The sequence below is a fragment of the SAR86 cluster bacterium genome (assembly GCA_029268615.1).
Lineage (GTDB): Bacteria > Pseudomonadota > Gammaproteobacteria > Magnimaribacterales > Magnimaribacteraceae > JAQWNM01.
On the sequence record JAQWNM010000004.1, the window covers coordinates 50,487 to 73,032 of the forward strand.

General features: G+C 33.5%; 19 protein-coding genes, 1 tRNA gene and 1 riboswitch. Of the genes, 15 read left to right on the plus strand and 5 right to left on the minus strand.

What is annotated here, in order from left to right:
- Window positions 1-13: 13 nt before the first annotated feature.
- From rnhA to gltX, 3 genes are read left to right on the plus strand one after another with little or no spacing between them, the layout of a single operon-like run.
- A complete protein-coding gene (rnhA, locus tag P8J93_01175) occupies window positions 14-454 on the plus strand; it encodes a ribonuclease HI (GenBank protein MDG2060413.1) in 441 nt (146 codons plus the stop codon).
- Window positions 448-1,179 (plus strand): DNA polymerase III subunit epsilon, encoded by a 732-nt coding sequence (gene dnaQ, locus P8J93_01180; GenBank protein MDG2060414.1) that lies wholly within the window; start codon window positions 448-450, stop codon window positions 1,177-1,179. The genes rnhA and dnaQ overlap by 7 nt, the downstream gene beginning before the upstream one ends.
- The gene (gltX, locus tag P8J93_01185; protein ID MDG2060415.1) at window positions 1,176-2,555 is read left to right on the plus strand and encodes a glutamate--tRNA ligase; all 1,380 of its coding nucleotides are present in this window, start codon (window positions 1,176-1,178) and stop codon (window positions 2,553-2,555) included. The genes dnaQ and gltX overlap by 4 nt, the downstream gene beginning before the upstream one ends.
- Here gltX and P8J93_01190 read toward each other — a convergent pair.
- Window positions 2,539-3,498 carry an alpha/beta hydrolase gene (locus tag P8J93_01190; GenBank protein MDG2060416.1) on the minus strand — a complete coding sequence of 320 codons (960 nt, stop codon included), beginning with the start codon at window positions 3,496-3,498 and terminating at the stop codon, window positions 2,539-2,541. The genes gltX and P8J93_01190 overlap by 17 nt on opposite strands.
- Window positions 3,499-3,564: 66 nt before the next feature.
- Between P8J93_01190 and P8J93_01195 the strand changes: the two genes are divergently transcribed.
- Together P8J93_01195 and P8J93_01200 are read left to right on the plus strand one after the other, a co-directional pair.
- Window positions 3,565-4,071 (plus strand): hypothetical protein, encoded by a 507-nt coding sequence (locus P8J93_01195; protein ID MDG2060417.1) that lies wholly within the window; start codon window positions 3,565-3,567, stop codon window positions 4,069-4,071.
- Complete coding sequence (locus tag P8J93_01200) at window positions 4,058-4,483, plus strand: nuclear transport factor 2 family protein (GenBank protein ID MDG2060418.1); 426 nt, start codon at window positions 4,058-4,060, stop codon at window positions 4,481-4,483. The genes P8J93_01195 and P8J93_01200 overlap by 14 nt, the downstream gene beginning before the upstream one ends.
- A 7-nt stretch (window positions 4,484-4,490) precedes the next feature.
- On the opposite strand, the gene P8J93_01205 is transcribed toward P8J93_01200, so the two are convergent.
- Complete coding sequence (locus P8J93_01205; protein ID MDG2060419.1) at window positions 4,491-5,342, minus strand: TauD/TfdA family dioxygenase; 852 nt, start codon at window positions 5,340-5,342, stop codon at window positions 4,491-4,493.
- Window positions 5,343-5,702: 360 nt separating this feature from the next.
- Between P8J93_01205 and P8J93_01210 the strand changes: the two genes are divergently transcribed.
- The 6 genes from P8J93_01210 to P8J93_01235 all read left to right on the plus strand — a co-directional run bounded on the left by P8J93_01210 (window position 5,703) and on the right by P8J93_01235 (window position 12,367).
- Complete coding sequence (locus P8J93_01210; protein ID MDG2060420.1) at window positions 5,703-7,019, plus strand: MFS transporter; 1,317 nt, start codon at window positions 5,703-5,705, stop codon at window positions 7,017-7,019.
- A gap of 82 nt (window positions 7,020-7,101) precedes the next feature.
- A tRNA-Ala gene (locus P8J93_01215) sits at window positions 7,102-7,177 on the plus strand.
- A gap of 49 nt (window positions 7,178-7,226) precedes the next feature.
- The gene (locus tag P8J93_01220) at window positions 7,227-8,204 is read left to right on the plus strand and encodes an alpha/beta hydrolase (protein MDG2060421.1); all 978 of its coding nucleotides are present in this window, start codon (window positions 7,227-7,229) and stop codon (window positions 8,202-8,204) included.
- A gap of 195 nt (window positions 8,205-8,399) precedes the next feature.
- Entirely contained in the window at window positions 8,400-9,287 is an 888-nt protein-coding gene (locus tag P8J93_01225) for an alpha/beta hydrolase (GenBank protein ID MDG2060422.1), read from the plus strand.
- 162 nt (window positions 9,288-9,449) lie between these two features.
- Window positions 9,450-11,441 (plus strand): glycoside hydrolase family 2 TIM barrel-domain containing protein, encoded by a 1,992-nt coding sequence (locus P8J93_01230; GenBank protein MDG2060423.1) that lies wholly within the window; start codon window positions 9,450-9,452, stop codon window positions 11,439-11,441.
- A gap of 152 nt (window positions 11,442-11,593) precedes the next feature.
- A complete protein-coding gene (locus P8J93_01235) occupies window positions 11,594-12,367 on the plus strand; it encodes a class I SAM-dependent methyltransferase (protein MDG2060424.1) in 774 nt (257 codons plus the stop codon).
- Between the two features lie 58 nt (window positions 12,368-12,425).
- Here P8J93_01235 and P8J93_01240 read toward each other — a convergent pair whose 3' ends face one another.
- The gene (locus P8J93_01240; protein MDG2060425.1) at window positions 12,426-13,637 is read right to left on the minus strand and encodes an amidohydrolase family protein; all 1,212 of its coding nucleotides are present in this window, start codon (window positions 13,635-13,637) and stop codon (window positions 12,426-12,428) included.
- Between the two features lie 176 nt (window positions 13,638-13,813).
- Window positions 13,814-14,437, minus strand: a complete 624-nt coding sequence (locus P8J93_01245; protein ID MDG2060426.1) for a MarC family protein — start codon at window positions 14,435-14,437, stop codon at window positions 13,814-13,816.
- A gap of 231 nt (window positions 14,438-14,668) precedes the next feature.
- On the opposite strand from P8J93_01245, the gene P8J93_01250 reads away from it, so the two are divergent.
- Both P8J93_01250 and P8J93_01255 read left to right on the plus strand, forming a co-directional pair.
- The gene (locus P8J93_01250; GenBank protein MDG2060427.1) at window positions 14,669-15,877 is read left to right on the plus strand and encodes an acyl-CoA dehydrogenase family protein; all 1,209 of its coding nucleotides are present in this window, start codon (window positions 14,669-14,671) and stop codon (window positions 15,875-15,877) included.
- A 37-nt stretch (window positions 15,878-15,914) separates the two neighbouring features.
- A complete protein-coding gene (locus P8J93_01255; GenBank protein ID MDG2060428.1) occupies window positions 15,915-17,726 on the plus strand; it encodes a DUF885 domain-containing protein in 1,812 nt (603 codons plus the stop codon).
- Window positions 17,727-17,790: 64 nt separating this feature from the next.
- Here P8J93_01255 and P8J93_01260 read toward each other — a convergent pair whose 3' ends face one another.
- A complete protein-coding gene (locus P8J93_01260; GenBank protein ID MDG2060429.1) occupies window positions 17,791-18,444 on the minus strand; it encodes an OmpW family outer membrane protein in 654 nt (217 codons plus the stop codon).
- A gap of 41 nt (window positions 18,445-18,485) precedes the next feature.
- A riboswitch (SAM-I-IV-variant riboswitch) is annotated at window positions 18,486-18,580 on the minus strand.
- 224 nt (window positions 18,581-18,804) lie between these two features.
- Between P8J93_01260 and P8J93_01265 the strand changes: the two genes are divergently transcribed.
- Window positions 18,805-20,001 (plus strand): acyl-CoA dehydrogenase family protein, encoded by a 1,197-nt coding sequence (locus P8J93_01265; GenBank protein MDG2060430.1) that lies wholly within the window; start codon window positions 18,805-18,807, stop codon window positions 19,999-20,001.
- Window positions 20,002-20,117: 116 nt separating this feature from the next.
- Window positions 20,118-22,517, plus strand: coding sequence for a TonB-dependent receptor (locus P8J93_01270; GenBank protein MDG2060431.1), 2,400 nt, complete (start codon window positions 20,118-20,120; stop codon window positions 22,515-22,517).
- Window positions 22,518-22,546 lie beyond the last annotated feature (29 nt).

Sequence of the window (22,546 nt, forward strand, 5' to 3'; positions counted from 1 at the left end):
TTAAACTAATTAAATGGATACTATAGAGATATTTACAGACGGTGCTTGTAGAGGCAATCCAGGTTTGGGTGGTTGGGGAGCTCTTATCAGGAAGAACGGAGAAGAAAGAAGTTTATATGGAGGTGAGAAGAATACCACTAATAATAGAATGGAACTTTTAGCAGCTATAAAATCTTTAGAATCTCTAGAAGATAACTCAACATTAGTGTTAACAACAGATTCAGAATATGTCAGGAAAGGTATTACAGAATGGATGAAAAATTGGAAACTGAAAGATTGGAAAACTTCTGCTAATAAGCCAGTCAAGAATAAAGATTTATGGCAATCTCTTGATACTCTCTCAAAAAAACATAATATTTCTTGGAAATGGGTTAAAGGGCATTCCGGTCATAGAGAAAATGATATAGCTGATGAGTTAGCTAACCTTGGAATAGACGAGTTGGGTAAATGGTAAGACAAGTTATTTTAGATACAGAGACAACAGGCTTAGATGTAGAGACTGGGCATAGAGTAATAGAAATAGGTTGTGTGGAATTGATAAGTAGAAAATTTACTGGAAAAGAGTATCAAACTTATTTAAATCCAGGAAGATCTGTAGACGAAGGAGCTGAAAAAGTTCATGGATTAAGCAATGAGTTTTTAGGTGATAAGCCTTCTTTTAATCAAGTAGTAGATGACTTTCTAGATTTCATAGAAGGTAGTGAGTTATTGATTCATAATGCAGCCTTTGATATTGGGTTTTTAAATCATGAACTAAAAATTTTAAAAGGCGAAAAAGTAGAAATAACAGATTATGTTGAAAGTATTACTGATACTTTACAGTTAGCTCGTCAACTCCATCCAGGACAGAAGAATAGTCTGGACGCCTTGGTCCAGAGATATAATGTCAGTGGTTATGATCGAGGATATCATGGTGCACTTTTAGACTCTAAGATTTTAGGAGAAGTTTATCTTGCTTTGACTGGCGGTCAAAGCGCTATGAATTTTAATGAAAATGTTAATAAAAATTTAGATGAAGATGATAAACAGATGCCAAGTGATTCATTAATTGGAAAAAAACGTCCTATGATTATAAAGTTAGATTCTGAAGAAGAAAAAACTCACATAGACTATTTAAAAAGAATGGCACAAGAGTCTCAAGTTGAACCAGTAGGTTTGAGAGACGGGGAGTTAGATTGATTATTACTAGATTTGCTCCTAGTCCTACTGGCAATTTACATATTGGAGGAGCAAGAACAGCCTTATTTGCATGGCTTTATGCAAAGAGTCATAAAGGGCAATGTTTTTTAAGATTAGAAGATACTGATCAGGACAGATCAAAGAATGAATATATTAACTCTATAATCTCAAGTTTTAACTGGTTAGGAATTGACTTTGATGGACAACCAGTCTATCAATCTTCCAGAAAAGAAAAGCATATCGAGGCGGCTAATTTACTTATTCATAAAGGCGAAGCTTATTATTGTGATTGCTCAAAACAGAGGTTAAGTGAAGTAAGAGAAAGGCAAATAAAGGATGGAGTTAAACCCAGATATGATGGCAATTGCAGGGATGCTTCCTTGAAATTTAAGGAAAATAGAGTTGTACGTTTTAAGAATCCTAGTTCAGGAGAAGTTGAATATCATGATTTAATTAGAGGAATTATCAAGACATCAAACCGAGAGTTAGACGATCTAGTACTTTTAAGGGCAGATGGAAGTCCCACTTATAACTTGAGTGTAGTCGTCGATGATGCAGATATGAAGATTTCTCATGTCATAAGAGGTGATGATCATATTAATAATACCCCTAGACAAATAAATATTTTTAAAGCTTTAAATCTGTCTATACCAGAATATGGCCATGTTCCTATGATATTAGGAGAAGATGGTAAGAGAATGTCTAAAAGACATGGAGCAACAGGAGTCTTTGATTATAAAAATTTAGGAATATCTGCAGAAGCTTTGATAAATTATTTTGCTAGGTTAGGTTGGTCTTTGGGTGACGAAGAAATTTTTAGTTTAAGTGAATTAATTGAATCTTTTAAAGATGGAAATATAAACTCTTCACCCAGTACATTTTCTATATCCAAACTTAAATGGTATAGCAAAGAGTATATGAATAAATCTTCATCTCAGAAGATTTTATCTGAATTACAAGACTTAGATGGAAATTTCAATGAGAGGCCTGAATATAGCTTAAGAGTTATTGCATTACTAAAGGATCGTTGTTCTACATTAAATGATTATTTAGCAGAATCTAATTACTTCTTTAAAGACTTTGAAAGTTATGATGAAAGTTCCGCAAAAAAATTTTTTAGAAATGATTCAATAAAGATTTTATCTTACTTACTTAAAGTGTTGCATGATTTAGAAGATTGGAATAAAGAAAGTATTAAAAGTAGCTTAGAGAATGTAATGGCTAAATACTCAGTAGGTATGGGAAAGGTAGGGCAACCGTTAAGAGTAGCTATTACTGGATCATCTAATGCCCCTTCTATTGACTTAGTAGCGGAATTGCTTGGTAAGGAAATAGTGCTCGAAAGACTCAAGCTAGCCATTACAAAGTATTCATAGTTTCTAAGAAAGTATCTATAGCTTTCCAGCAATCTTTACGAATTAAATCTCTTTCCATGAGTAATTCATGCTCTCCATCTAACTCTATAATCGTCTTTTTAGTGATACTTTGACATAAGGTAAAGATTTTTCTTGTATCTACTAGCTTATCTTTCTTTGCTAGCAGTACTAATGTAGGTATATTAATTTTTTGAGCCCATTCTTCTGATTGCTTATCGCATCTTTTAATAGCTTCATATATCCATCTAAGTGAAAAACCACCTACAGCCAAGTTTTCATCTTCTCTTATAAGATCTGCTGACCTTAAATATCTTACAATATCTGAAGTAACATTATTCTCTTCAAAAGGTACTTCATGCCATCCTTTTTTATTTTCCCATTCAGGTCTTTGTAAAGGAATATCTTTGAATCCCAGTTTATAAGCAAAAAAACCTATTAAGATAATGAAGAATTTCATTAAAGTTGGTATTCTAAGTTTTAACATAGGAGCGCAAAGTATTAATCCAGTCATAGGTTGATTTTCAATGGCCGCAAAAGACGCCATTAGACAACCACCCATTGAATGACCCATTCCTATATAGGGCTGAGGGCATTGTTGAGAGATAATATTATCAAAAATTTCTAAGAGATCAGAATCATAGTCTTCAAATTTATCAACATGTCCAAGATGTTTATCTTTAGTTAATCTTCCTGATAAACCTTGTCCTCTCCAATCAAACATAACGACACAATATCCACGGTTAATTATCTCCTTTACTACTTCATAATACTTCTCAATAAATTCTGTCCTTCCTGATTGGATGATGAAGGTACCTTTTAAGCTCTTAATATTCCAAATAGCTATCCTTATTTTTATACCATCTATAGTTTTGTAAAAAAAACATTTTGAACCAGTTGGAGGTTTAAATTTTTTTATTTCTATTAACTTTGCTTGTTTTTCCATTAGAGCTATTTAATATACATATAAATATATCAACAATAAAAGAATTTACTAAGGAACCTCAGACATATGAATAATTTTAAAAGCATTCTCTTTTTTCTTATATTAGTATCTTTGAGCAGATTAATACCTCATCCTCCAAATTTTACACCTCTTTTATCCATAGCAATTTTTTTACCCTTCTTGTTAGAAGATAAAAGAATTGTATTAATTCTTCCTTTAGCTGTTCTATTAATTACTGATTTTTTCTTGGGCTCTTATAATCTTATGCTTTGGGTTTATGGCAGCATGCTTCTTATCAGTGGAATTTCCTTTTATTTCTACTCCAATTCTCTTAAACGATTAACAGTACTTTCACTTATTGCTCCTAGCTTATTTTTTATAGTTACGAATTTCGGAGTATGGATTGGATCTAGTAATTACTCTCAAGACCTTTCAGGGTTATTTCTTTGTTATTATTATGCAATTCCTTTTTATGCGATGAATTTGATATCTACACTCTTATTTTCTGTTACATTTTTTATTATTTTTAAGCTATTTATTAATAAAAAGGAGTTATCTGATGCATCCTATTAAGAAGTATCATGAACTTATCAAAACTAAGAACATAGAAATATATGATGAGATTCTAGATGATGAGGTGGTTTTTTATTCACCAGTAGTCCATACACCCCAAAGGGGAAAAGAGATAACCAAACTTTATTTAACTGCAGCTGGGGGAGTATTTGGAACTGATGGTCGTCAGCAATCTGATGAAAAATCCCCTACACCTTCTAAGTTTAAGTATATCAAGGAAGTAATTGGAGAAAGAGATGCATTTTTGGAGTTTGAAACTACTATTCAAGGGATCTATATAAATGGTATAGATTTAATAACATGGAATGAAAAAAATAAAATAACTGAGTTTAAGGTCCTTATTCGACCTTTAAAGGCTGTAAATATGCTTCATCAGATGATGGGCTCAATGCTAGAGAAGCTAAATAAATAAATTCGTATTAATTTTTTGGCCGATCTCCAGATATAGTTATTCTATGCAATAGCCTGTCATAGCCATCATAGCCTCCTTCAGCTTGATGCATAACAGTTCTGTTATCCCAAGCAATTAACATATCCTGTTTCCACCGATGCCTAAAGATATATTTATCCTTAAGGGTATGTTCATACAACTTCATTAGAAGCTGATCTGATTCTTCATCAGACATATTTTTGACAGAAATTGCATATACTGGATTTATAAATAAGCACTTCTTTTTAGTTATTGGGTGAATTCTTACCATGGGATGAAGAAAAGAATTCTCAGCAGTTTTAGCAGGCAAAATCTTCATGGAACGATCATTCTCTTTTTCTGTTGCATAAAATCCATCTGTTGCATAAGGCCTTTTAGCGCTATGAAAAACCATGAGATTCTTAATTTCTTCTTTTATATCAGAAGGCAGTTCTGAGTAAGCCTTTTCAGTGTTTGCAAAAAGTGTATCACCTCCTACTGGAGGGATTATCTTAGAGTGTAAAATAGTTGCAGAGGGTGGAGTTTCTTGAAATGACCAATCAGAATGCCAGGTTCCTCCAAACTGGACAGCCTTTTCTTTTGCTTTTCTTTTCACTTCCACAATATGTGGATTATCTTCCAGAGAGTCTATGTAGGGATCATCTCCATATTTACCAAAAATAGAACTAAATTTTAGAAATTCATTATGAGATAGAACTTGATCAGGAAAAATTACTAAGGAATATTTATTCCATAAGTCAATGATTTTAAGCTTTTCTTCCTTTTTTAATTCTGCAGTTAAGTCTACTTCAGTTATTTCGACCCCTAAATTAGATTCAGAAGGAATAATATTTATTTTCATTATTTTTACAGAGACTTTACTAATCTTTTGCAACTAAAGAAATAAGAACTTTTAATAAATTTATGTGTCTAAGTTTTAAGATATTTAATTTGTGCAACTTATCTATGACAAACACAAGGTCAGAAAGGCTTAAACATGACAATAAGGCAAGAACAAGGCGCCACGCTTTAAAGGAAATGATAAAGAGACAAGAGGAAAATGAATTTTCTCGCTTAAGAAAATTAAAGTTAAAAAAAAATAAGGCAAAACGTAGGCAATCTCATTGAGAAACTGTTTCGTTAATTTAGTTGTAAAGAAGTTACCGCACAAGTAGGTATCTGTTAAAATTTTTTAAACTTAAAATCTTTAAAACATTATCTTATGGATAAGAAAATTTATCCTCCAGTAAAAGTAGGTTATTACAGTGTTGGTCTTATGGCGTTAGCACAAATTTTTGCTTTTATAGATAGACAGATTCCTGCATTATTAATAGAACCTATTAAAGCTGATTTTGATCTTTCTGATTCACAGATTGCCTTATTGGGTGGAGCTGCTTTTTCAGTCTTTTATGCCCTTATGGCAATTCCAATAGGTTTTGCAGTTGATAGATATCGTAGAACATATATATTAGGAGTTGGAATATTTCTATGGTCTATTATGACTTTCCTAACTGGTTTAGCAAACTCATTCTTTAAGCTCTTTTCTGCTCGTGTAGGAGTGGCAGTAGGGGAGGCTGTGATGGCACCAACTAGCGTTTCTTTAGTGGGTGATTATTTTCCCGAAGAAAAACAAGGTAAGCCTTTAGGAATTATCACTGCTGGTGTCTACATAGGTATTGGAATTACTCTATTAGGAGGAGGTTTCCTTATTGACTATTTAACTAATTTAGGAGGTTTAAATATACCAGTTATAGGTTTTGTTAAACCTTGGCAAGCCACTTTCATGCTTGTTGGGATTCCAGGAGTCTTAGTTTCTTTGTTAGTTATTTTAATGCATGAACCAAAGAGAATACATATATCTCCCCAACAATTAGAGTCAAGGACTAAATATGAGATCTTAGATCATTTAAATGAATTTAAATCTACATTAGTATTTATGTTCCTTGGATTGATTTTCATGGCCTTTATCTTTTATTCATTTACTTTTTGGGGACCAACAATGATGTTAAGAACCTTTGATCTTTCTCTTTCAGAGGTTGGGTTAACATTAGGCTTAATTACCATATTAAGCTCTATAACAGGAACTATCTCATCTGGAGCAATCGTTGACTACCTGAGGAAATTAGGTTTTATAGACGCGCCAGTTAGAGTAGCTTTATTTGCATCATTTTTTGCTTGCCCTTTTATAGTTCTAGCTCCTCTTGTTAATTCCGTATTACTTTCGTGGATTTTGATTGGCTTTTATCTCTTTTTTATAAGCTCTTTTGCTCCTTTAGGATTGATTGCGGTTAGCGGAGTTTCAAGAGGAAATGTCAAAGGTCAGATGGCGGCATTTCATGCTTTTTTAATGATGGTTTTTGGTTTTAGTATAGGACCTCAATTAACAGCTTTTTTTACCGACTTTATATTTATGGATTCTATGAAACTTGGATGGGCTATTTCCTTAACAGCGGCATTAACTCTTCCATTGTCAGGTTTATTCTTTTGGTTCTCATTATCTAAATACAGGTCCGCAGTAAAAGTACTACAACTTAATTAAGACCTGGCTCATACATTAAATACTTGTCCAGGGTAATTACTTTTATTACGATACCTTATAATTATCATCTTATTTAAAATATGGGGCTATAGCTCAGCTGGGAGAGCGCTTGCGTGGCACGCAAGAGGTCGGCGGTTCGATCCCGCCTAGCTCCACCAAATTTAGATTATATTTGATCTTTATTGAATAAGACTATTTAATAAATATATGAGAAAAGCTTTTAAATGGTTTGCTTCTTTATCAATAGTTTTCATTGCTGTCTTTGTCTATACAGGAACATACCTTGATATTCCAAGAAAAGAATTAGAAGCTAAATATGCCTCAGGAACTTCTCAATTCCTGAATTTACCTGATGGAACTAGAATACATTACCGTGATGAAGGTAAATTTAATGCTCCAGTTATCTTATTAGTACATGGAACTAATGGTTCTTTATTAAATTTTGAGAGACTAGTGCCTTATTTAATGGATAACTTTAGGCTTGTGAGTTTAGATCTACCTGGGTTTGGGCTTACAGGGGCTATCCCTTCTAAAGATTACTCTATAAGTAAGTTTATGGATATTATTTCCGAAGTAACTAACCACCTTGGAATAGATGTATTTTCTATTGCAGGTAATTCTATGGGAGGTCATGTCGCTTGGAGATATGCAATTGATTATCCAGATAAGATAGAGAACTTAATACTTATAGCTTCAGGAGGTGTAAGAATAGAAGAAGACATAGCAAAACTTGAACAAGCTAAAGATAATTCACCCATTGTTTGGAGATTAATGAATTCTAGTTTAATAAGAAAAATTCTTACATTTTATACACCTAAATTTTTTGCTACACAGGGCCTTAAAACTGCTGTTTTTGATCCCGATGTAGTTACACAAGAGTTAGCTAGCCAATTTCATGATTTAGCCTTATTAGAAGGATCACGAGAAGCAATTCTATCTATGATGCGAAGTAGACATAGGATTAAAGAGCCTAAGATTTTAAGTAATATTACTGCTCCCACTCTTTTAATACACGGCGAAAAAGATAATATAATAAATGTTAAAAACTCTCGTTATTTTAAAGAAAATATAACTGACATAGAAATAAAAATTTATTCATCCATAGGACACTTGCCTATGTATGAAGATCCAAAAATGACTGCTAATGATATTAAAAACTTTATTCAAAAACCCTTAACTCAATAATTTCTGATTCTAATTTCTCTTTAGGAGTTACCCCATCAGTAATTTTTTTTGTTTTTGTTTCTATAGTTTAATATTCCTTGTAGGATTAATTGTCTTTGCTGACCAGCTCAGCTATTCTTAATTATTATGAAATCATTATTCTTAATAGTTTTTTTGATATCTATATTTTTATATCTCCCTTATTTATATAAAACTATGAGACTAAAAAAAATATGTCAGTCTGATATACCTAAAACAGGTTCTTGGGCTAATTTAGAAGATGGTAATATTTATTATAGATGGTTTCTACCTGATGATGATATTTCAAACAGTGAGGTATTAGTTTTAGTGCATGGGTTTTCAACTCCAAGTTTTGTTTGGGGAGGTCTAATAGATAATTTTTGTAAATTAGGATTCAAGGTTCTGGTTTTTGATCATTACGGAAGAGGATATTCAGAAAGACCTAAGATTAATTATGATAAAGAGCTGTATGTAAGATCTCTTAGAGGTTTATTGGAAAACCAAAATGTAAATCAGAAAGTTCATCTTATTGGTTATTCTATGGGTGGTCCCATAGTAGGATATTTTGCCGAGAAGTATCCTGACCTAACAAAATCAATTTCACTTATAGCTCCAGCTGGTTTCAGGCATAAAATGTCTGGAGTAAATAATTGGACTATAAAACCTATTATAGGAGAGTGGTTTTGGCATGTATTTAGTAACAAAATTTATGGCGTTGGAAGAATGTCAGAAACTGTCTATAGTGATGACCCTCTATCAATAAACGAAGAAGAATTTCTGAGTAATTTTAAGAAACAATTAGTATTTAAAGGATTCCCAGAATCTTTACTTTCTACAGTTAGGTGTTTTGATTTATTTGATTGCAGAAGAATGTATAAAAAACTAGGACAATTAAATATTCCTACTTTTGTAGTTTGGGGAAAAAAGGATGGTGTCGTGCCTTATAAAGGTAGTAAAAACTTAGAAGAATGTATACCTCACGTAAAATTACTTGCAATAGAAGAAGGCACGCATGACATAACCTATAGGCAGCCTACAGAGGTAGGTTATGGAATTAAAAACTTCCTAATTTCAAATATCTGAAACGAGAGTTATTAATTCAAATTAAATACATTTGGAAAGGTTTTTATTTCTATTTTAAATTATAAACTTCAACAGCTTTAAATTTTTTTCATGCTATGAGGACCGTCATCTTTGATCTTTGTTTAGTAAATCTGTTTAAATAGATGAATGAAAATATTATTGATGACTTTTAGTTTTCTTATAACTATTGAAATTTTTGCAAATATAGAGGATGAAGAAGATATTTTTAGTCGTAGTGTTTCAGAGTACCAAAAAGCAGATCATTTACTTGGATGGATTGATTCAAGAAGCAAGCAATCTCTTAATGGGGCCTGGCATTATATTGTTGATCCAATGGATATTGGTTTGCCCGAATCTTTCTTTGGGGGGTTCCCTAAAAACAAGGTCCAAAAAGATGGAATGGAGTTAATTGAATATAACTTTGAAAAAGCGAAGCAATTACAAGTCCCAGGTGCATGGAATTCTCAAGATGAAAAACTCTTTTTTTACAGAGGATCTGTTTGGCTTTATAAAAAATTTACTTTTAGTTACAAAGATGATTCATTAACTCATTTATATTTTGGAGGAAGTAATTTTAGAACTAAAGTTTTTCTAAATGGTCATTCCGTTGGGGAATTTATCGGTGGTTATGTTCCTTTTAATTTTGAGGTAAGCGACTATCTTGAAGAAGGAGAAAATTTTCTTATTGTTCAAGTAAATAATTCATTAAACGAATCCACTATACCAACACAAAGAACAGATTGGTGGCCTTATGGAGGCCTTATCGATGATGTTTATCTTGTTTCTACGCCAGATAAATTCATAAATAATGTTTTTTTTCGGCTGGTTGATCATGAGACAGGAAGAGTTGAAATTAAAGCTCAAGGATCGTCTGACCAACGGGACTCTAGACTTAAAGTATCAATTCCTGAATTAGGTTTTATAAAGACCTTTAAATTCAATCAAAATAATTTTATATCTGATGGTTTTAATATTAATCCAAAATTATGGACCCCAGAAGAGCCAAAGCTTTATAATATTATTGTTTCAACTCAACATGATTCAATCTCAGACAGTATTGGTTTTAGGACTATAGAGACTGAAGGAAAGAAAATATTACTGAACGGAAAACCTATCAAATTGAAGGGGATTTCTATGCATTCAGAACCGATTGGTATACCAGGACCAGCCTATTCATTAGATCATTTTAAAAATCTCCTTAAAACTGCAAAAAGTTTAAATACTAATTTTGTAAGAGCTGCCCACTATCCATATTCTAGACAACTTGCAAAAGTAGCTGACTCTATAGGACTAATGTTATGGGAAGAAATACCAGTTTATTGGAATATTGATTGGAATAACCCTGGAACTTTAGATATTGCCATCGAGCAGATTACAAGACTGATACAGAGGGACTGGAATAGGGGTTCAGTAATTGTTTGGTCAGTGGCTAATGAAACTCCTTTCTCATCTTTAAGAATGAACTTTCTTGGAGAAGTAATTAGCAAGGTAAGAGACCTAGATAGTTCAAGACTTACAACTGCAGCTTTGTTGTCAGGAGATAGAGGAGAATTTCAAGAACTAATGCTTGCCTTATGCCTATTGGGAGTAAATTCTCCTGAAGTTAGTGATAAAGAAAAGATTATTTTTAAGTCACTTCTTAGTCAGGCTGGGTTAGATTCAAAAACCAAAGTGCAATTTAAGATAGAAGTTAATGACCCTTTGGGAGAGATTGTAGATTTGATATCCTACAATGAGTACTTTGGGTGGTATTATTCATTAATCTTTGCAGATCAATTAAAGGTCAAAGAAAGTACTTTAAGGAAACTCATGTTTGATCTTATACCAACCATTGAGATTACATCAGCTTTTGACAAACCAATTCATATCTCTGAATTTGGGGCAGGTGCAAAATTTGGTTTACATAATGAAGGCAAAATTTGGTCCGAGGAATATCAAGAGCAAGTATACAAAGCCCAATTGAAAATGATTTCAAAGAATCCTCATATTCAAGGGGTCACACCTTGGATTCTCAAAGATTTTAGAGCAATGTTACGGCCATTAGCTGGCATTCAAGATTTCTACAATCGTAAAGGATTAATAGATGAAAAAGGTAATAAAAAATTAGCTTTTGATGTTTTAAAAGATTTCTATGCTGAAGAATGGGATGAGTAACTAGTTTATTGAAAAAGGTTGGTTTTTAGATGAAATCATTATTTAATAAATAGATAATTAAGCGATTTAAATTCTTTGCCTTAAGCTCAACTACATTTTTTATTCTAGTAAAATTAATACTATTTTTTTGAATAAGACTGTAATCTATATAAATGACCCTAAAAGATTACCAAATTTTAAATAGAGAAGCGTGGCAGAAATTGGCAGAGGAATATAAAGAATCTGCCAAAAAAGCTTGGAAATCAGGTCTCCCCCATTGGGGAATTTGGCATATACCTGAATTGAAACTAGAACTGTTTCCGAATGATCTGGAAGGAAAGAAATGCATTGAAATAGGTTGTGGAGCTGGATATGTTTCCTCTTGGTTGGCTAGAAGGGGTGCTGAAGTTATTGGAATTGATCCAGCTCCAAATCAGATTGAAACGGCAAGGTGTTTAGAAAAAAAATATCAATTAGGAATTGAATTTGTAGAAGCTTTTGGTGAGAAATTACCATTTCCAGATTCTTGTTTTGATTTTGCTATATCTGAATATGGTGCATCTTTATGGGCAAACCCTAATGAATGGATCCCTGAGGCAGCTAGAGTATTAAAGCCAGACTCCCAATTAGTATTCATGACAAATCATGCATTTACTATTTGTTGTGTGCCAGATGAAGAAGATGATAGTGTGCCTATTTCAGATCAATTACAACGACCTTACCTAGGGCTATTTAAAACTCAATGGAAGTCTCCTCCACACGAAATTGAATTCCATTTACCTCATGGTGAATGGATTAAACTTCTTCGTGATAATGGTTTTATTATTGAACGTCTCTTAGAACTCGGTGCTCCTCCAAAATCCAAAACTAGATATCCTTGGGCAGATGCTGAATGGGCTAGTAAATGGCCAACTGAAGAAGTCTGGTGTGTCCGGCTTTCTGACTGATTTAATTAGTCTGTATTAGGGACCTCTTAATATAGATGCCTATAAAAAAACTATAGAATTAAATTCTAGCTCTTGGAAAAATTTTTAGAAAGTTTTCAGAATAAAAAAGTTCTTTTTTAAATTCATCATGATTTACTAGTGTTTTTTCAAATTTTCCTATTGGGTCTCGCGTACCTTCTACATGAGGATAGTCACTTGAGAAGAGGTAAAGTTTAGGATCTGAAGCATCCATTAAGGAGCCAACATTTTCATGAGCAAAAGGAGTAAAGGCCATTTGTTCTATGATTTGTTCTGAAGGTTTTCTTTTAATATCAGCTAAGTTTTTATCAACTTTACTCCAAGTTTTAACTACATAATCTAATCTTTGTAACATTTCAGGAACCCAACTAGCTCCAAGTTCTACGCTGGCGCCTCTAAGGTTTGGATATCTTTCAAATACTCCATCCAAAATCATCATAGATATAAAAGTTTCAGGTCCTTGATGCATGACCACCATGTCTTTTGCTCTTACGTTTTCTCCACCACCCATCCAATCTTTACTGGGAGGTTTTCCGTTATCACTCCAACTTTTATCAAGTTGAAGGGGTGACCCACCTACATGTATCAAGAAAGGCATACCTTCGGCAGATAGTTTTTGCCAAAACATATCTAGGGCAGTATGCCCGGGGGATCTATCTCCACAAGCATAATGTGGTATCCATATAGCTTCTAAGCCGGATTGAATTGCAAAGTCTAACTCAATCATTGCCAATTCTGGTTCATGCAAGGGTATTACACCTACGCCCATAAGTCTTGGATCTTCAGAACAGAAGTCTGACATCGCTCTGTTATGAGCTCTTGTGGCACCGTAACGTAATTCTGGAGTTATTTTAAGATTTTGCCTATCAACATATTTAGCTTTTCCTCTTAAATCTCTAAAAGGTGTAACTACACTGTGAGTTGCAAATACTAATTGTTTTTTAAAACCAAGCAAGTCCATGGCTTTACTTCTGTCTGCTCGATCAAAAGCTCCTAGAGCTTGAATTTCTTTGGATTCCTCAATTAATTTATCACCTAAAGCTATCTGTGCATCTATGTGTTCTTTTGTGTGTTTTCCACCATTACTGATTATTTGTTCAACCTCTTCATCAGTTACTAAGCTTGCCTTGTAGTTTACCGGCGGTATAAGGTCTTTGAATTCTTTGTCGGCGTAATCAATTATAAAATTAGGCAGTTCCATGACATGGCTATCAGCATCATAGTAAGCTCTATCTTTGGGTGCATAGGTCATAATATCTCCAAAAGTTTTAACTTATCTTATCACCATTCTCTTTATTTAATCCAAATCTAACAGCTTAATAAAATAGAATAATCTTTTTTTTTCTACTAGAGATTAGTTTAGGTAGTAACTGTTCTTAATTTCCAAACTAAAAGCACATCTTCCTTAGATGTTTTACAGTAAGGATGCTAAATACTAAAAGTTTGTTTTATGCCTTGAATGACGAACTCAATTGCTAATGCTCCAAGAAGTAACCCAAAAGTTCTTTGAATGACACTTAGGACGGATGAAGGTAATTTTTTAGCCATTTTACCAGATAGCCACAAAGATAATGCTGATAAGAGAATGAGGATAATAATTGGACTAAATCCTATTAAGTGAGCGTTTATAGATTCACACTTTTCTGAAAGAAGCATAACAATGGTAATTGCACCTGGTCCTGCTATAAGAGGGGTAGCAAGAGGAAATGTAGCAAGAGAGGATAATGCATCATCGTCAATTGCTTTTTCCGCTGTATCCTTTCTTCTTTGTTGCCTTTGCTCAAAAACCATTTGATACGCAATGATCATTAAGAACATTCCCCCTACAATTCTAAAAGAATTTATGCTAACACCCATCAATTCAAGGACCTGGCTACCAAATAGCCAAAAAAGTAATAAAATAATGAATGCAGTCATGCTACTTCTAAAGCACAGAGTCTTTAGATCCTTTTTATTTAAGTACTGAGTAAAAGATGCAAATATTGGTAATAAAGAGATAGGATCAATAGCAACAAAGATCAATACAAAGTTTTCTAAAAAAAGGTTCAACATTATTTTTAACTACTATTTAGTTTTTAGGTCATTTAAAAAAAGAGGCATCTTATAGTAATAGATGAATAACACTATCTTTATTAGTAAAATAATTTCTATTCCAAATATAGAGAACAAATGAAAAATTGTATTTGGCTCAGAATTCTTATTTGTTTAATTCTTTAAATTAAAACCAAATTGGAAAAATAGATAAATTTGTTATACCTTGTATTGAAATGATGTAAATAAATAATGAAAAGAAATTGGAATGAAGTAAGAAAAGAAGTTAAAGATTTTGTTGAGATGGAAGTTTATCCAGCTGAGCCTATTCTGCAGAAAAGGGATGATACATCAAAAAAGAAAATGTCTGAGTTAATGCAGCTTGCAAAAGATAAATCTTTATGGGCTTTAGGTCATCCAGAAGACATAGGTGGTCAGGGTATGCCATTTATGGAGTACGTCTATATAAATGAGGTAGTCGGAAGGTCAACAAGTGCCATGGCTGCTCTTGGTACTCATTCTCTTCAGGACTCTATTATGCTTAGGGAGTTTGCCTCCAAGGATTGGAGAGACCAATATTTAGAACCTCTAGTAGCAGGAGAAATTTTTCCTAGCTTTGGTATGACAGAACCTGATATTTCAAGTTCAGACCCTACACAACTGCAGACAAAAGCAGTTTTGGAAGGGAATGAGTGGGTTATCAACGGCAGGAAATGGTTTACTAGCGGTGCTGCTGGTGCAACTTATACTACAGTTATGTGCAGAACAGAGCTTGATGTACCAAGTCATGGTGCCTTTAGCATGATTATTGTTCCTACTGATAATCCAGGATATAAGATTATTAGAGAAACACCTGTTTTAGGGATAGAAGGAGGTCATGGAGGTCATTATGAAGTTGAGTATGATAATGTAAGAGTTCCTGAAGAGAACATTCTTGGTCCAAGAGGGCAGGGATTTTTAATTGCTCAAAGAAGGCTAGGTCCAGGAAGAATTTTTCATTGTATGAGATGGCTAGGCCAGGCACAGAGAGCTTTTGATTTAATGTGCTACCGTCTACATGAAAGGGAAGCATTTGGTTCACCTTTAGCTGATAAACAATTATTACAAAAATTTGTTTTTGATAGCGCCTGTGAAATACAAGCTAGCAGGCAGCTAACTTTAGATGCAGCCAAGCGAATTGACGAAGGAGATGATGCAAGGGTTGAAATAGGTATGATCAAGGTTGTTGGAGCTAAAATGCTACATAACGTGATAGATAGAGCAATACAAGTTCATGGAGCTAAAGGCTTAACTGACGACACTCCTTTAAGTTTAATGTATAGGCATGCTAGGGAAGCCAGAGTTTATGATGGTCCAGATGAAGTTCATATTCAATCGGTTGCAAGAAGAATTCTTAAAAATTATCAGCATAATGGAGTTGGGTGGGATTTTGGTGAAAGAGATGCTAACTTAAATAATTAGTATTTTTAATATTCAAAAAAAATTTAAAGGTAGAAATATGAAGAAGTTTTTGAAAAGGATAGGTTATTTTTTAGGATTTGTATTTGTGTTATGCGGCATATATTTAGGAAATCTATTTCTTATGAAGCCTTTTTCTATAGATCATTATTTAGCGAAAGAAATGCTCTTATCTTTTATAGATTCTCCAGAGTATTTAACTTATTTAGGAGTAATTGATGATTTAAATTTTTTAACGCGACATCAATCTAAATTATCTATCGAGGGTTTAGATGATATTTCTAAAAACTTAGATGAAGACAAAGAAGTCAGAAAGATGCTCTTAAGTTACGATAATAGTTCGCTCTCTAAAGATCAGGTTATAACTAAGAAAATTGCTCTTTTTGATTTAGAGAATAAGATTGAACAGTCTCAAGATTTTCCATATCACAGCTATCCATTAAATCAGATAGGGGGTATGCATTTGAACGCTGTTGAGTTTATGACAGACATACATCCTATAAGGAATGTAAGCGAAGCTTACGCTTATATAGATCGTCTAAATTTATTTAATGATACTTTTGATGCTACATTAGAGATTCTAAAGGCCCAAAAAAATGCAGATATTTTTCCTCCAAGATTTGTGTTTGAACATGTAATAAGGCAATTAAATGATTTCTTGAACTACAAGGATCTAGACAATCCTCTTTATTCTGTTTTTGTAAAAAAAGTTGACAAGTTAGGCTTAAAAAAATCTGTCAATGATGAACTTAAAAATAATTTAAAGAAAGCATTAAATGAAAGCGTTAGACCTGGGTTTACTTCACTTCTTAACTTCATGGAATCGTCTTTACCTATGGCTAACCCTCACGATGGAGTATGGTCTTTGCCTAATGGAGATGACTTTTATGCCTTGAGATTAAAAGTTTATACAACTACTGATTATTCTGCCCAAGAGATTCATGATATTGGAAAGGGAGAAGTAAAAAGAATAACTTCTAGAATGCAAAACATTTTAAATCAATTGGGGTATAAGGATTTTAAAAGTGTTGGTTATATGATGAATACTTTGAATGAAGATCCTAAATTTTTATATGATGATACTGAAAACAGGAAAGAGATAGTTGTAGCTGACTATAATTCTATTGTCGAAGAAACATGGGTAGCAGTAAAAGATTATTTTCATTCTCTACCAGAATCAAAACTAGTGGTTAAAGCTGTACCAGAATATTCAGAACAGAATCAAGCTGGGGGTTATTATATGTCTCCCGCTTTGGATGGAAGCAGGCCAGGAGTGTTTTATGCAAATTTATATGACATTAAACAAACTCCTACTTATAGTATGAGGACATTAGCCTTCCACGAAGGAATTCCTGGGCACCATCTTCAGATAGCCCATAATCTAGAAAATAATAATTTATCTCTATTTAGAAAATTTGGTTATAGAACATCTGCTTTATCTGAAGGTTGGGCGCTATATTCTGAGAGACTAGCTCTAGAAATTGGTTTAGCGAATGATCCATATGACGAGTTAGGCGTTTTGCAAAGCGAGTTGTTTAGAGCTGTACGTCTAGTTGTAGATACTGGGATGCATTATAAGCGCTGGACTAGGGAAGAGGCTATGGACTATATGAAATCAATTACAGGAATGTCCGATACTGAAGTTGTAACAGAAATAGAAAGATATATTGTATGGCCTGGTCAAGCATGTAGTTACAAAGTAGGTATGCTTAAAATACTAGAGTTAAGAGAATTAGCAAAAAAAGACTTAGGAGAAAGATTTGATATTAAGGACTTTCATTCTTTAGTTTTAGATCATGGATCTCCACCATTGTTTATAGTTGAAGAATTAATGCAAGAGAGCTTGCGCTAAAAGAAGAAGGTAATAGAAAGAATAATGACGGCTGAATAAACCGCCATTACTTCTTTAAGAATTCTTAAAATTCTTTAACTAAACTTAATCCTATTGTGGTTGGATCAATTGGAACATCAAATTCAAAGCTATTGGGCAAGATTCCTTTTAAGCTTGAATTATCAATATTGGTTACTTTTGCTTTAGATTCAATTTTAAATTTTCTAATATCTAAATTTAGAATTATTTGATCTGATAATGCCCAATCAAAGCCAATTTGAAATACTAGATCAGTAGATCTTCCAATATCTAGGGAAGATCCTTCTAAAGGGCCTACAGTCTCTTCTTTAAAGAAAAAGGTGTGATTTAACCCTATGCCAATATAGCTCCTAAATTTAGAATCTGGATTGAAATAATATTGCGCTGTTATAGTAGGAGGTAAATGTTTAGCGGATGCTATTTTTAAACCAGTGCCCAATGCTTTATCAAATATCTCGTGTTCAAAAGGAAGTCCTGCTAGAACTTCTATTCCTAAATTATCAGTTATCAGATAAGCAAATGTAGCTGTAAGGTTAGATTTGTCATCTACATCGACAATACTTCCATTATTAGAAGCTGGGTTAATGTTTGTATATCCAGCTCGAACAATCCAATCTCCCTTTTCTACAGCATAAATACTTCCTGAAAGTAGTATTAAAATAAATAATAACGTTTTTGTTATTAAGCTAATTTTTTGCATTTTATATTCTCCTTAAAAAATTCAAGGAGAGCGACTCTAATGAATAATTCCTAATTAATAGGGATATCACATTCTTAAACCACCTTGCCAGATATGGTAGGTTGGTGAGAGCTTCACTCTACTCTTGATGCAATTAATAAAAAAAAACCCGCCAGCTTTCGCTAAACAGGTCAATAAATGAATTTCCTTATTTAGCTGAATTTATAAAGCACCCGCAAGCTGGTTCAAATCGGTGCTGAGATCATTATATGTATGAATATACTTTTAGCAATATGTATTTCCCCTTTCTTTTTTTTATTAATCTTTTAATATATATTTTTAAATATATATCTTTAACTATTAATAGATAAAGAAATTTAAATGACATTAAGACAAGAAGGCTGGGAAATACATCCTGATGAATTTATATCTAGGGCTAAAAAGTTACAGCCTTTATTAAAGGAAAGAGCCCAGAAGACAAGAGAAGATAGAAGGGTGTCCAAAGAAACTATACAAGATCTGAAGGATGCAGAATTTTTTAGGATGATGAGACCAAAGAAATGGGGTGGTTATGAAATGAATCCTAAGTACTTCTACGATGTTGTTTTTGAAATTTCCCGCGTCTGTCCTTCAACTGGATGGGTACTTAGTGTAGTTGGAGTCCATGATTGGCAAATGGCATTATTGGATGATCAAGCAGCTAATGATGTTTGGGGTGAAGATTTAGATACTTTGGTTTGTTCATCTTATATGCCAACAGGAAAAACAACTCCTACTGATGGTGGAGTAATCTTTAATGGGACTTGGAACTTTAGTTCAGGTTGCGATCACGCTAAATGGGCTTTTCTTGGTGGAATGATGGCAGCAGGAGAGGGTCCAGTTGACTTAGGGGATATAAAATCTTTTTTAGTTCCCTCTACTGATTTTGAAATTATAGATGATTGGCATACAACGGGTCTGCAAGGTTCAGGTAGTAAAACAATAGTTGTTAAAGATGCCTTTGTTCCATCCTATAGAATCCATGGATTTAAAGAAGGATATGAATGTAACAGCCCTGGCAACAAAATAAATAAATCTCCAATTTTTAAATTACCATTCGGTCAGGTTTTTGTAAGAGCTGTCTCTATGCCCAGTGTTGGCACTGCTCAAGGAGCATTAGATGCTTATTGCGAATATAATAAGTCGCGTTTAAGCAGTACTGGTGTTCCAGCCTCTACCAATCCTGCGAGTCTTCATGCTGCCACTGTTACAAATAGCGCTATAAGGTCAGCTATTTTAAAAATGCATGATGCTTATGACAGCCTTCTAGGTTATGTAGATACAAAAAAAGATTTTCCTGATCATGTAAGGGCGGAATATAGATATGATGCAGCTGAGGCAGTAACGTCATGTGTCTCAGCTGTCCAAGATTTATTATCTAACTCAGGCGGTAGAGCCATTCATCAAGGAAATGCCGTCAATGATTTTTTACAAGATATGCAAGCTTTCAGGCAGCATGCTGCTAATCAGCCACATGCACTAGATGTAAATTTAGGGTCAGTACTTTTTGGTGAACCTAATTCAGATCATTTTTCATAGTTCCAATCAATAAATTTTTTCAAAACTACCATCAAAGTTTAGGTGGTTTTTTTAATGTTATGTATAATAAATTATAGAACTATAAGTTCCGTAATTTCTTTAAAGGAGGACACCAAATGTTAAAATCTATAAAAATTTTCTTTTTCTATTTATTTAGTTTTAATTTTATTTATTTATTACCTCTTCTTTATACAAATTTTTTATTTGCAGATGAGCAGGATGAGTCTTTACTGTCTATTGAAGAAGTAATAGTGACAGCTAGAAAAAAGTCTGAGAATCTTCAATCCGTCCCTGTTTCTATTACAGCCCTGACTGCCAGTCAAATAGAAGATAGTTTTTTACCCGATATTAATAGTTTAGATCAACTTGTTCCAAATCTAAGTATGACAACTAGTACTGAAGGAAGCGGATCAACTGTTCAAGCTTTCATTAGAGGAATTGGAGAAGCAGATTTTGCACCTGTCTTGGATCCTGGCGTAGGCATATATGTCGATGGAGTTTATTTAGCTAGAACCATGGGATCTAACTTAGAATTTAATGACATTGAAAGAATATCCGTTCTAAGAGGTCCGCAAGGAACTTTGTATGGAAGAAACACAATAGGAGGTGCAATAAACATAGTCACTAGAGAACCTTCAGGGAATGCTCCAAGTAAAATATCTATTACAACCGGAGAATATGGATATATAGGATTTTCTGGTTATAGTGAAGCTTCACTAAGTGAATCAACTTCAGCAAGCATTGCAGTTTTATCTAAACAATCAGATGGGTGGCAAAAAAGGGATAATGCAGATAATGGCGGAAATCATGACATGATGGGCGCAAGAGCCCATTTAGTTTATGTATCTGATGATAATTTTAAATCTCATTTAATTTTTGACACAACTACACAAGATCAACAAACACAACCAAATGTCTTAGCTGATTTTGATGGAACTCAAATATTTCCTAGTTTTTATAATGGCTTTGTAGCTTCGATGACAGGTTCTGTTTGCTGCACACCAAATAAAGATATAGATAGGAGCTCAAATTCAAATCTAACTAAAGATGAAGTAGATACTTTTGGCTTTAGTTGGACAAATTCATGGGATTTAGGCTCAAGTAATTTTAAATCAATAACAGGTTATAGAGACTTAGAATCAGAGCAGTTTCGAGATAGTGACAATAGCCCTTTACCTTTTTTTAGTGTAGGAACTCAGATAGAGCATGATCAAATAAGTCAAGAGTTTATATTATCTGGAAATAGCAATAATGACTCCCTAGAATGGGTATTAGGAGCTTATTATTTTCAAGAAGATACTTTTCATGGCACAGATGTAACGGTAGGTGAGGGCCTCTTTCAATCTCTATCCTCTTTACCTTTTTCTATAACTTTATTTCCAGGAGGTCCCCCGCTAGCCTTCTTAGCTATTCCATTTGATTTATCTCTTAGGTATGACAGAAATCAAAAGGTCACTAGTAAAGCTGTTTATGCCCATTCAATTTATAGAATGTCAGATAATTTACGGTTAACTTTAGCAGCTAGATATACTAAAGATGAAAAAGAAATGTCTATGTTTACTTTAAAAAGGGCAAGTCAAGTACCTATTATTGCGCCAGGTCCTACAGATGAAGAGAGTTGCGGAGATGTAAGAATGCAAGGCAAAGGAAGTATTTATAATTGCTCTAATTCTTGGTCTGAGTTTTCACCTAAAATTGGCATAGATTATCAAGTAAATGATGATGTAATGACTTACTTTCATGTTTCTAAAGGCTTTAGGAGTGGTGTTTTCAATGCTAGGCCTCTAGCCCCAAATGAAGTTTCTTCTGCTGAACCAGAAACCCTTACAAGCTATGAAGTAGGCTTTAAATCACAATGGCATGATAATCGTTTTCAATTAAATGGTTCTATATTTAATCAAGAATATGAAAATCAACAATTTCTAGTGAATAGAAGTTCTGATTCAGCTGCAGGCGCCTTAGCCTTAATAGTAGAAAATGCGGCAGAATCCAGTGCTCTGGGCTTTGAATTAGACTTTCTTGCATTGATTAATAATTCTTTAACCTTTAGGGGTGGTATAAGTCATATAGATCCAGAATATGATTCTTTTCAAGAGCGAATCCCAGACCCTAACAATCCTGGTTCAAGCATCTTAAATGATGTGAGTGATAGACCTTTTAGGTATTCTCCAGATTGGACTGCTAATTTAGGCCTAGAGTACTCCGTACCAATTGTATCAACAGGAGGCACTCTTAGACTTCATTCTCATTTAGCATACAAAGGTCAAGTTTATTATTCTTTTGATAGAGCTGCTAGTTCCTTTGATCTTTTTGATGTAGACGGGTTTACCACTGTAAATGCTGGTTTAACTTATATATCTTCTGATCAAAAATGGGAAATTTCAGCTTATGGAAAAAATCTATCTGACAAAAGATCTATCATAGGAGGATTTGGAGTTGACGCATTTGGTTCTACTGACGTTAGATATTCTGATCCTAGAATTATGTATCTGAGCTTTAAATACGTTACAGATTAAAATTAAATAACATAATTTCTGAAGCCTTT

Bases quoted from the DNA above. Each gene is read 5' to 3' on its own strand.
- rnhA (MDG2060413.1), top strand. From the start codon at position 14: ATGGATACTATAGAGATATTTACAGACGGTGCTTGTAGAGGCAATCCA.
- dnaQ (MDG2060414.1), top strand. From the start codon at position 448: ATGGTAAGACAAGTTATTTTAGATACAGAGACAACAGGCTTAGATGTA.
- P8J93_01190 (MDG2060416.1), bottom strand. From the start codon at position 3,498: ATGGAAAAACAAGCAAAGTTAATAGAAATAAAAAAATTTAAACCTCCA.
- P8J93_01195 (MDG2060417.1), top strand. From the start codon at position 3,565: ATGAATAATTTTAAAAGCATTCTCTTTTTTCTTATATTAGTATCTTTG.
- P8J93_01200 (MDG2060418.1), top strand. From the start codon at position 4,058: ATGCATCCTATTAAGAAGTATCATGAACTTATCAAAACTAAGAACATA.
- P8J93_01205 (MDG2060419.1), bottom strand. From the start codon at position 5,342: ATGAAAATAAATATTATTCCTTCTGAATCTAATTTAGGGGTCGAAATA.
- P8J93_01210 (MDG2060420.1), top strand. From the start codon at position 5,703: ATGGATAAGAAAATTTATCCTCCAGTAAAAGTAGGTTATTACAGTGTT.
- P8J93_01220 (MDG2060421.1), top strand. From the start codon at position 7,227: ATGAGAAAAGCTTTTAAATGGTTTGCTTCTTTATCAATAGTTTTCATT.
- P8J93_01225 (MDG2060422.1), top strand. From the start codon at position 8,400: ATGAGACTAAAAAAAATATGTCAGTCTGATATACCTAAAACAGGTTCT.
- P8J93_01230 (MDG2060423.1), top strand. From the start codon at position 9,450: ATGACTTTTAGTTTTCTTATAACTATTGAAATTTTTGCAAATATAGAG.
- P8J93_01235 (MDG2060424.1), top strand. From the start codon at position 11,594: ATGACCCTAAAAGATTACCAAATTTTAAATAGAGAAGCGTGGCAGAAA.
- P8J93_01240 (MDG2060425.1), bottom strand. From the start codon at position 13,637: ATGACCTATGCACCCAAAGATAGAGCTTACTATGATGCTGATAGCCAT.
- P8J93_01245 (MDG2060426.1), bottom strand. From the start codon at position 14,437: ATGTTGAACCTTTTTTTAGAAAACTTTGTATTGATCTTTGTTGCTATT.
- P8J93_01250 (MDG2060427.1), top strand. From the start codon at position 14,669: ATGAAAAGAAATTGGAATGAAGTAAGAAAAGAAGTTAAAGATTTTGTT.
- P8J93_01255 (MDG2060428.1), top strand. From the start codon at position 15,915: ATGAAGAAGTTTTTGAAAAGGATAGGTTATTTTTTAGGATTTGTATTT.
- P8J93_01260 (MDG2060429.1), bottom strand. From the start codon at position 18,444: ATGCAAAAAATTAGCTTAATAACAAAAACGTTATTATTTATTTTAATA.
- P8J93_01265 (MDG2060430.1), top strand. From the start codon at position 18,805: ATGACATTAAGACAAGAAGGCTGGGAAATACATCCTGATGAATTTATA.
- P8J93_01270 (MDG2060431.1), top strand. From the start codon at position 20,118: ATGTTAAAATCTATAAAAATTTTCTTTTTCTATTTATTTAGTTTTAAT.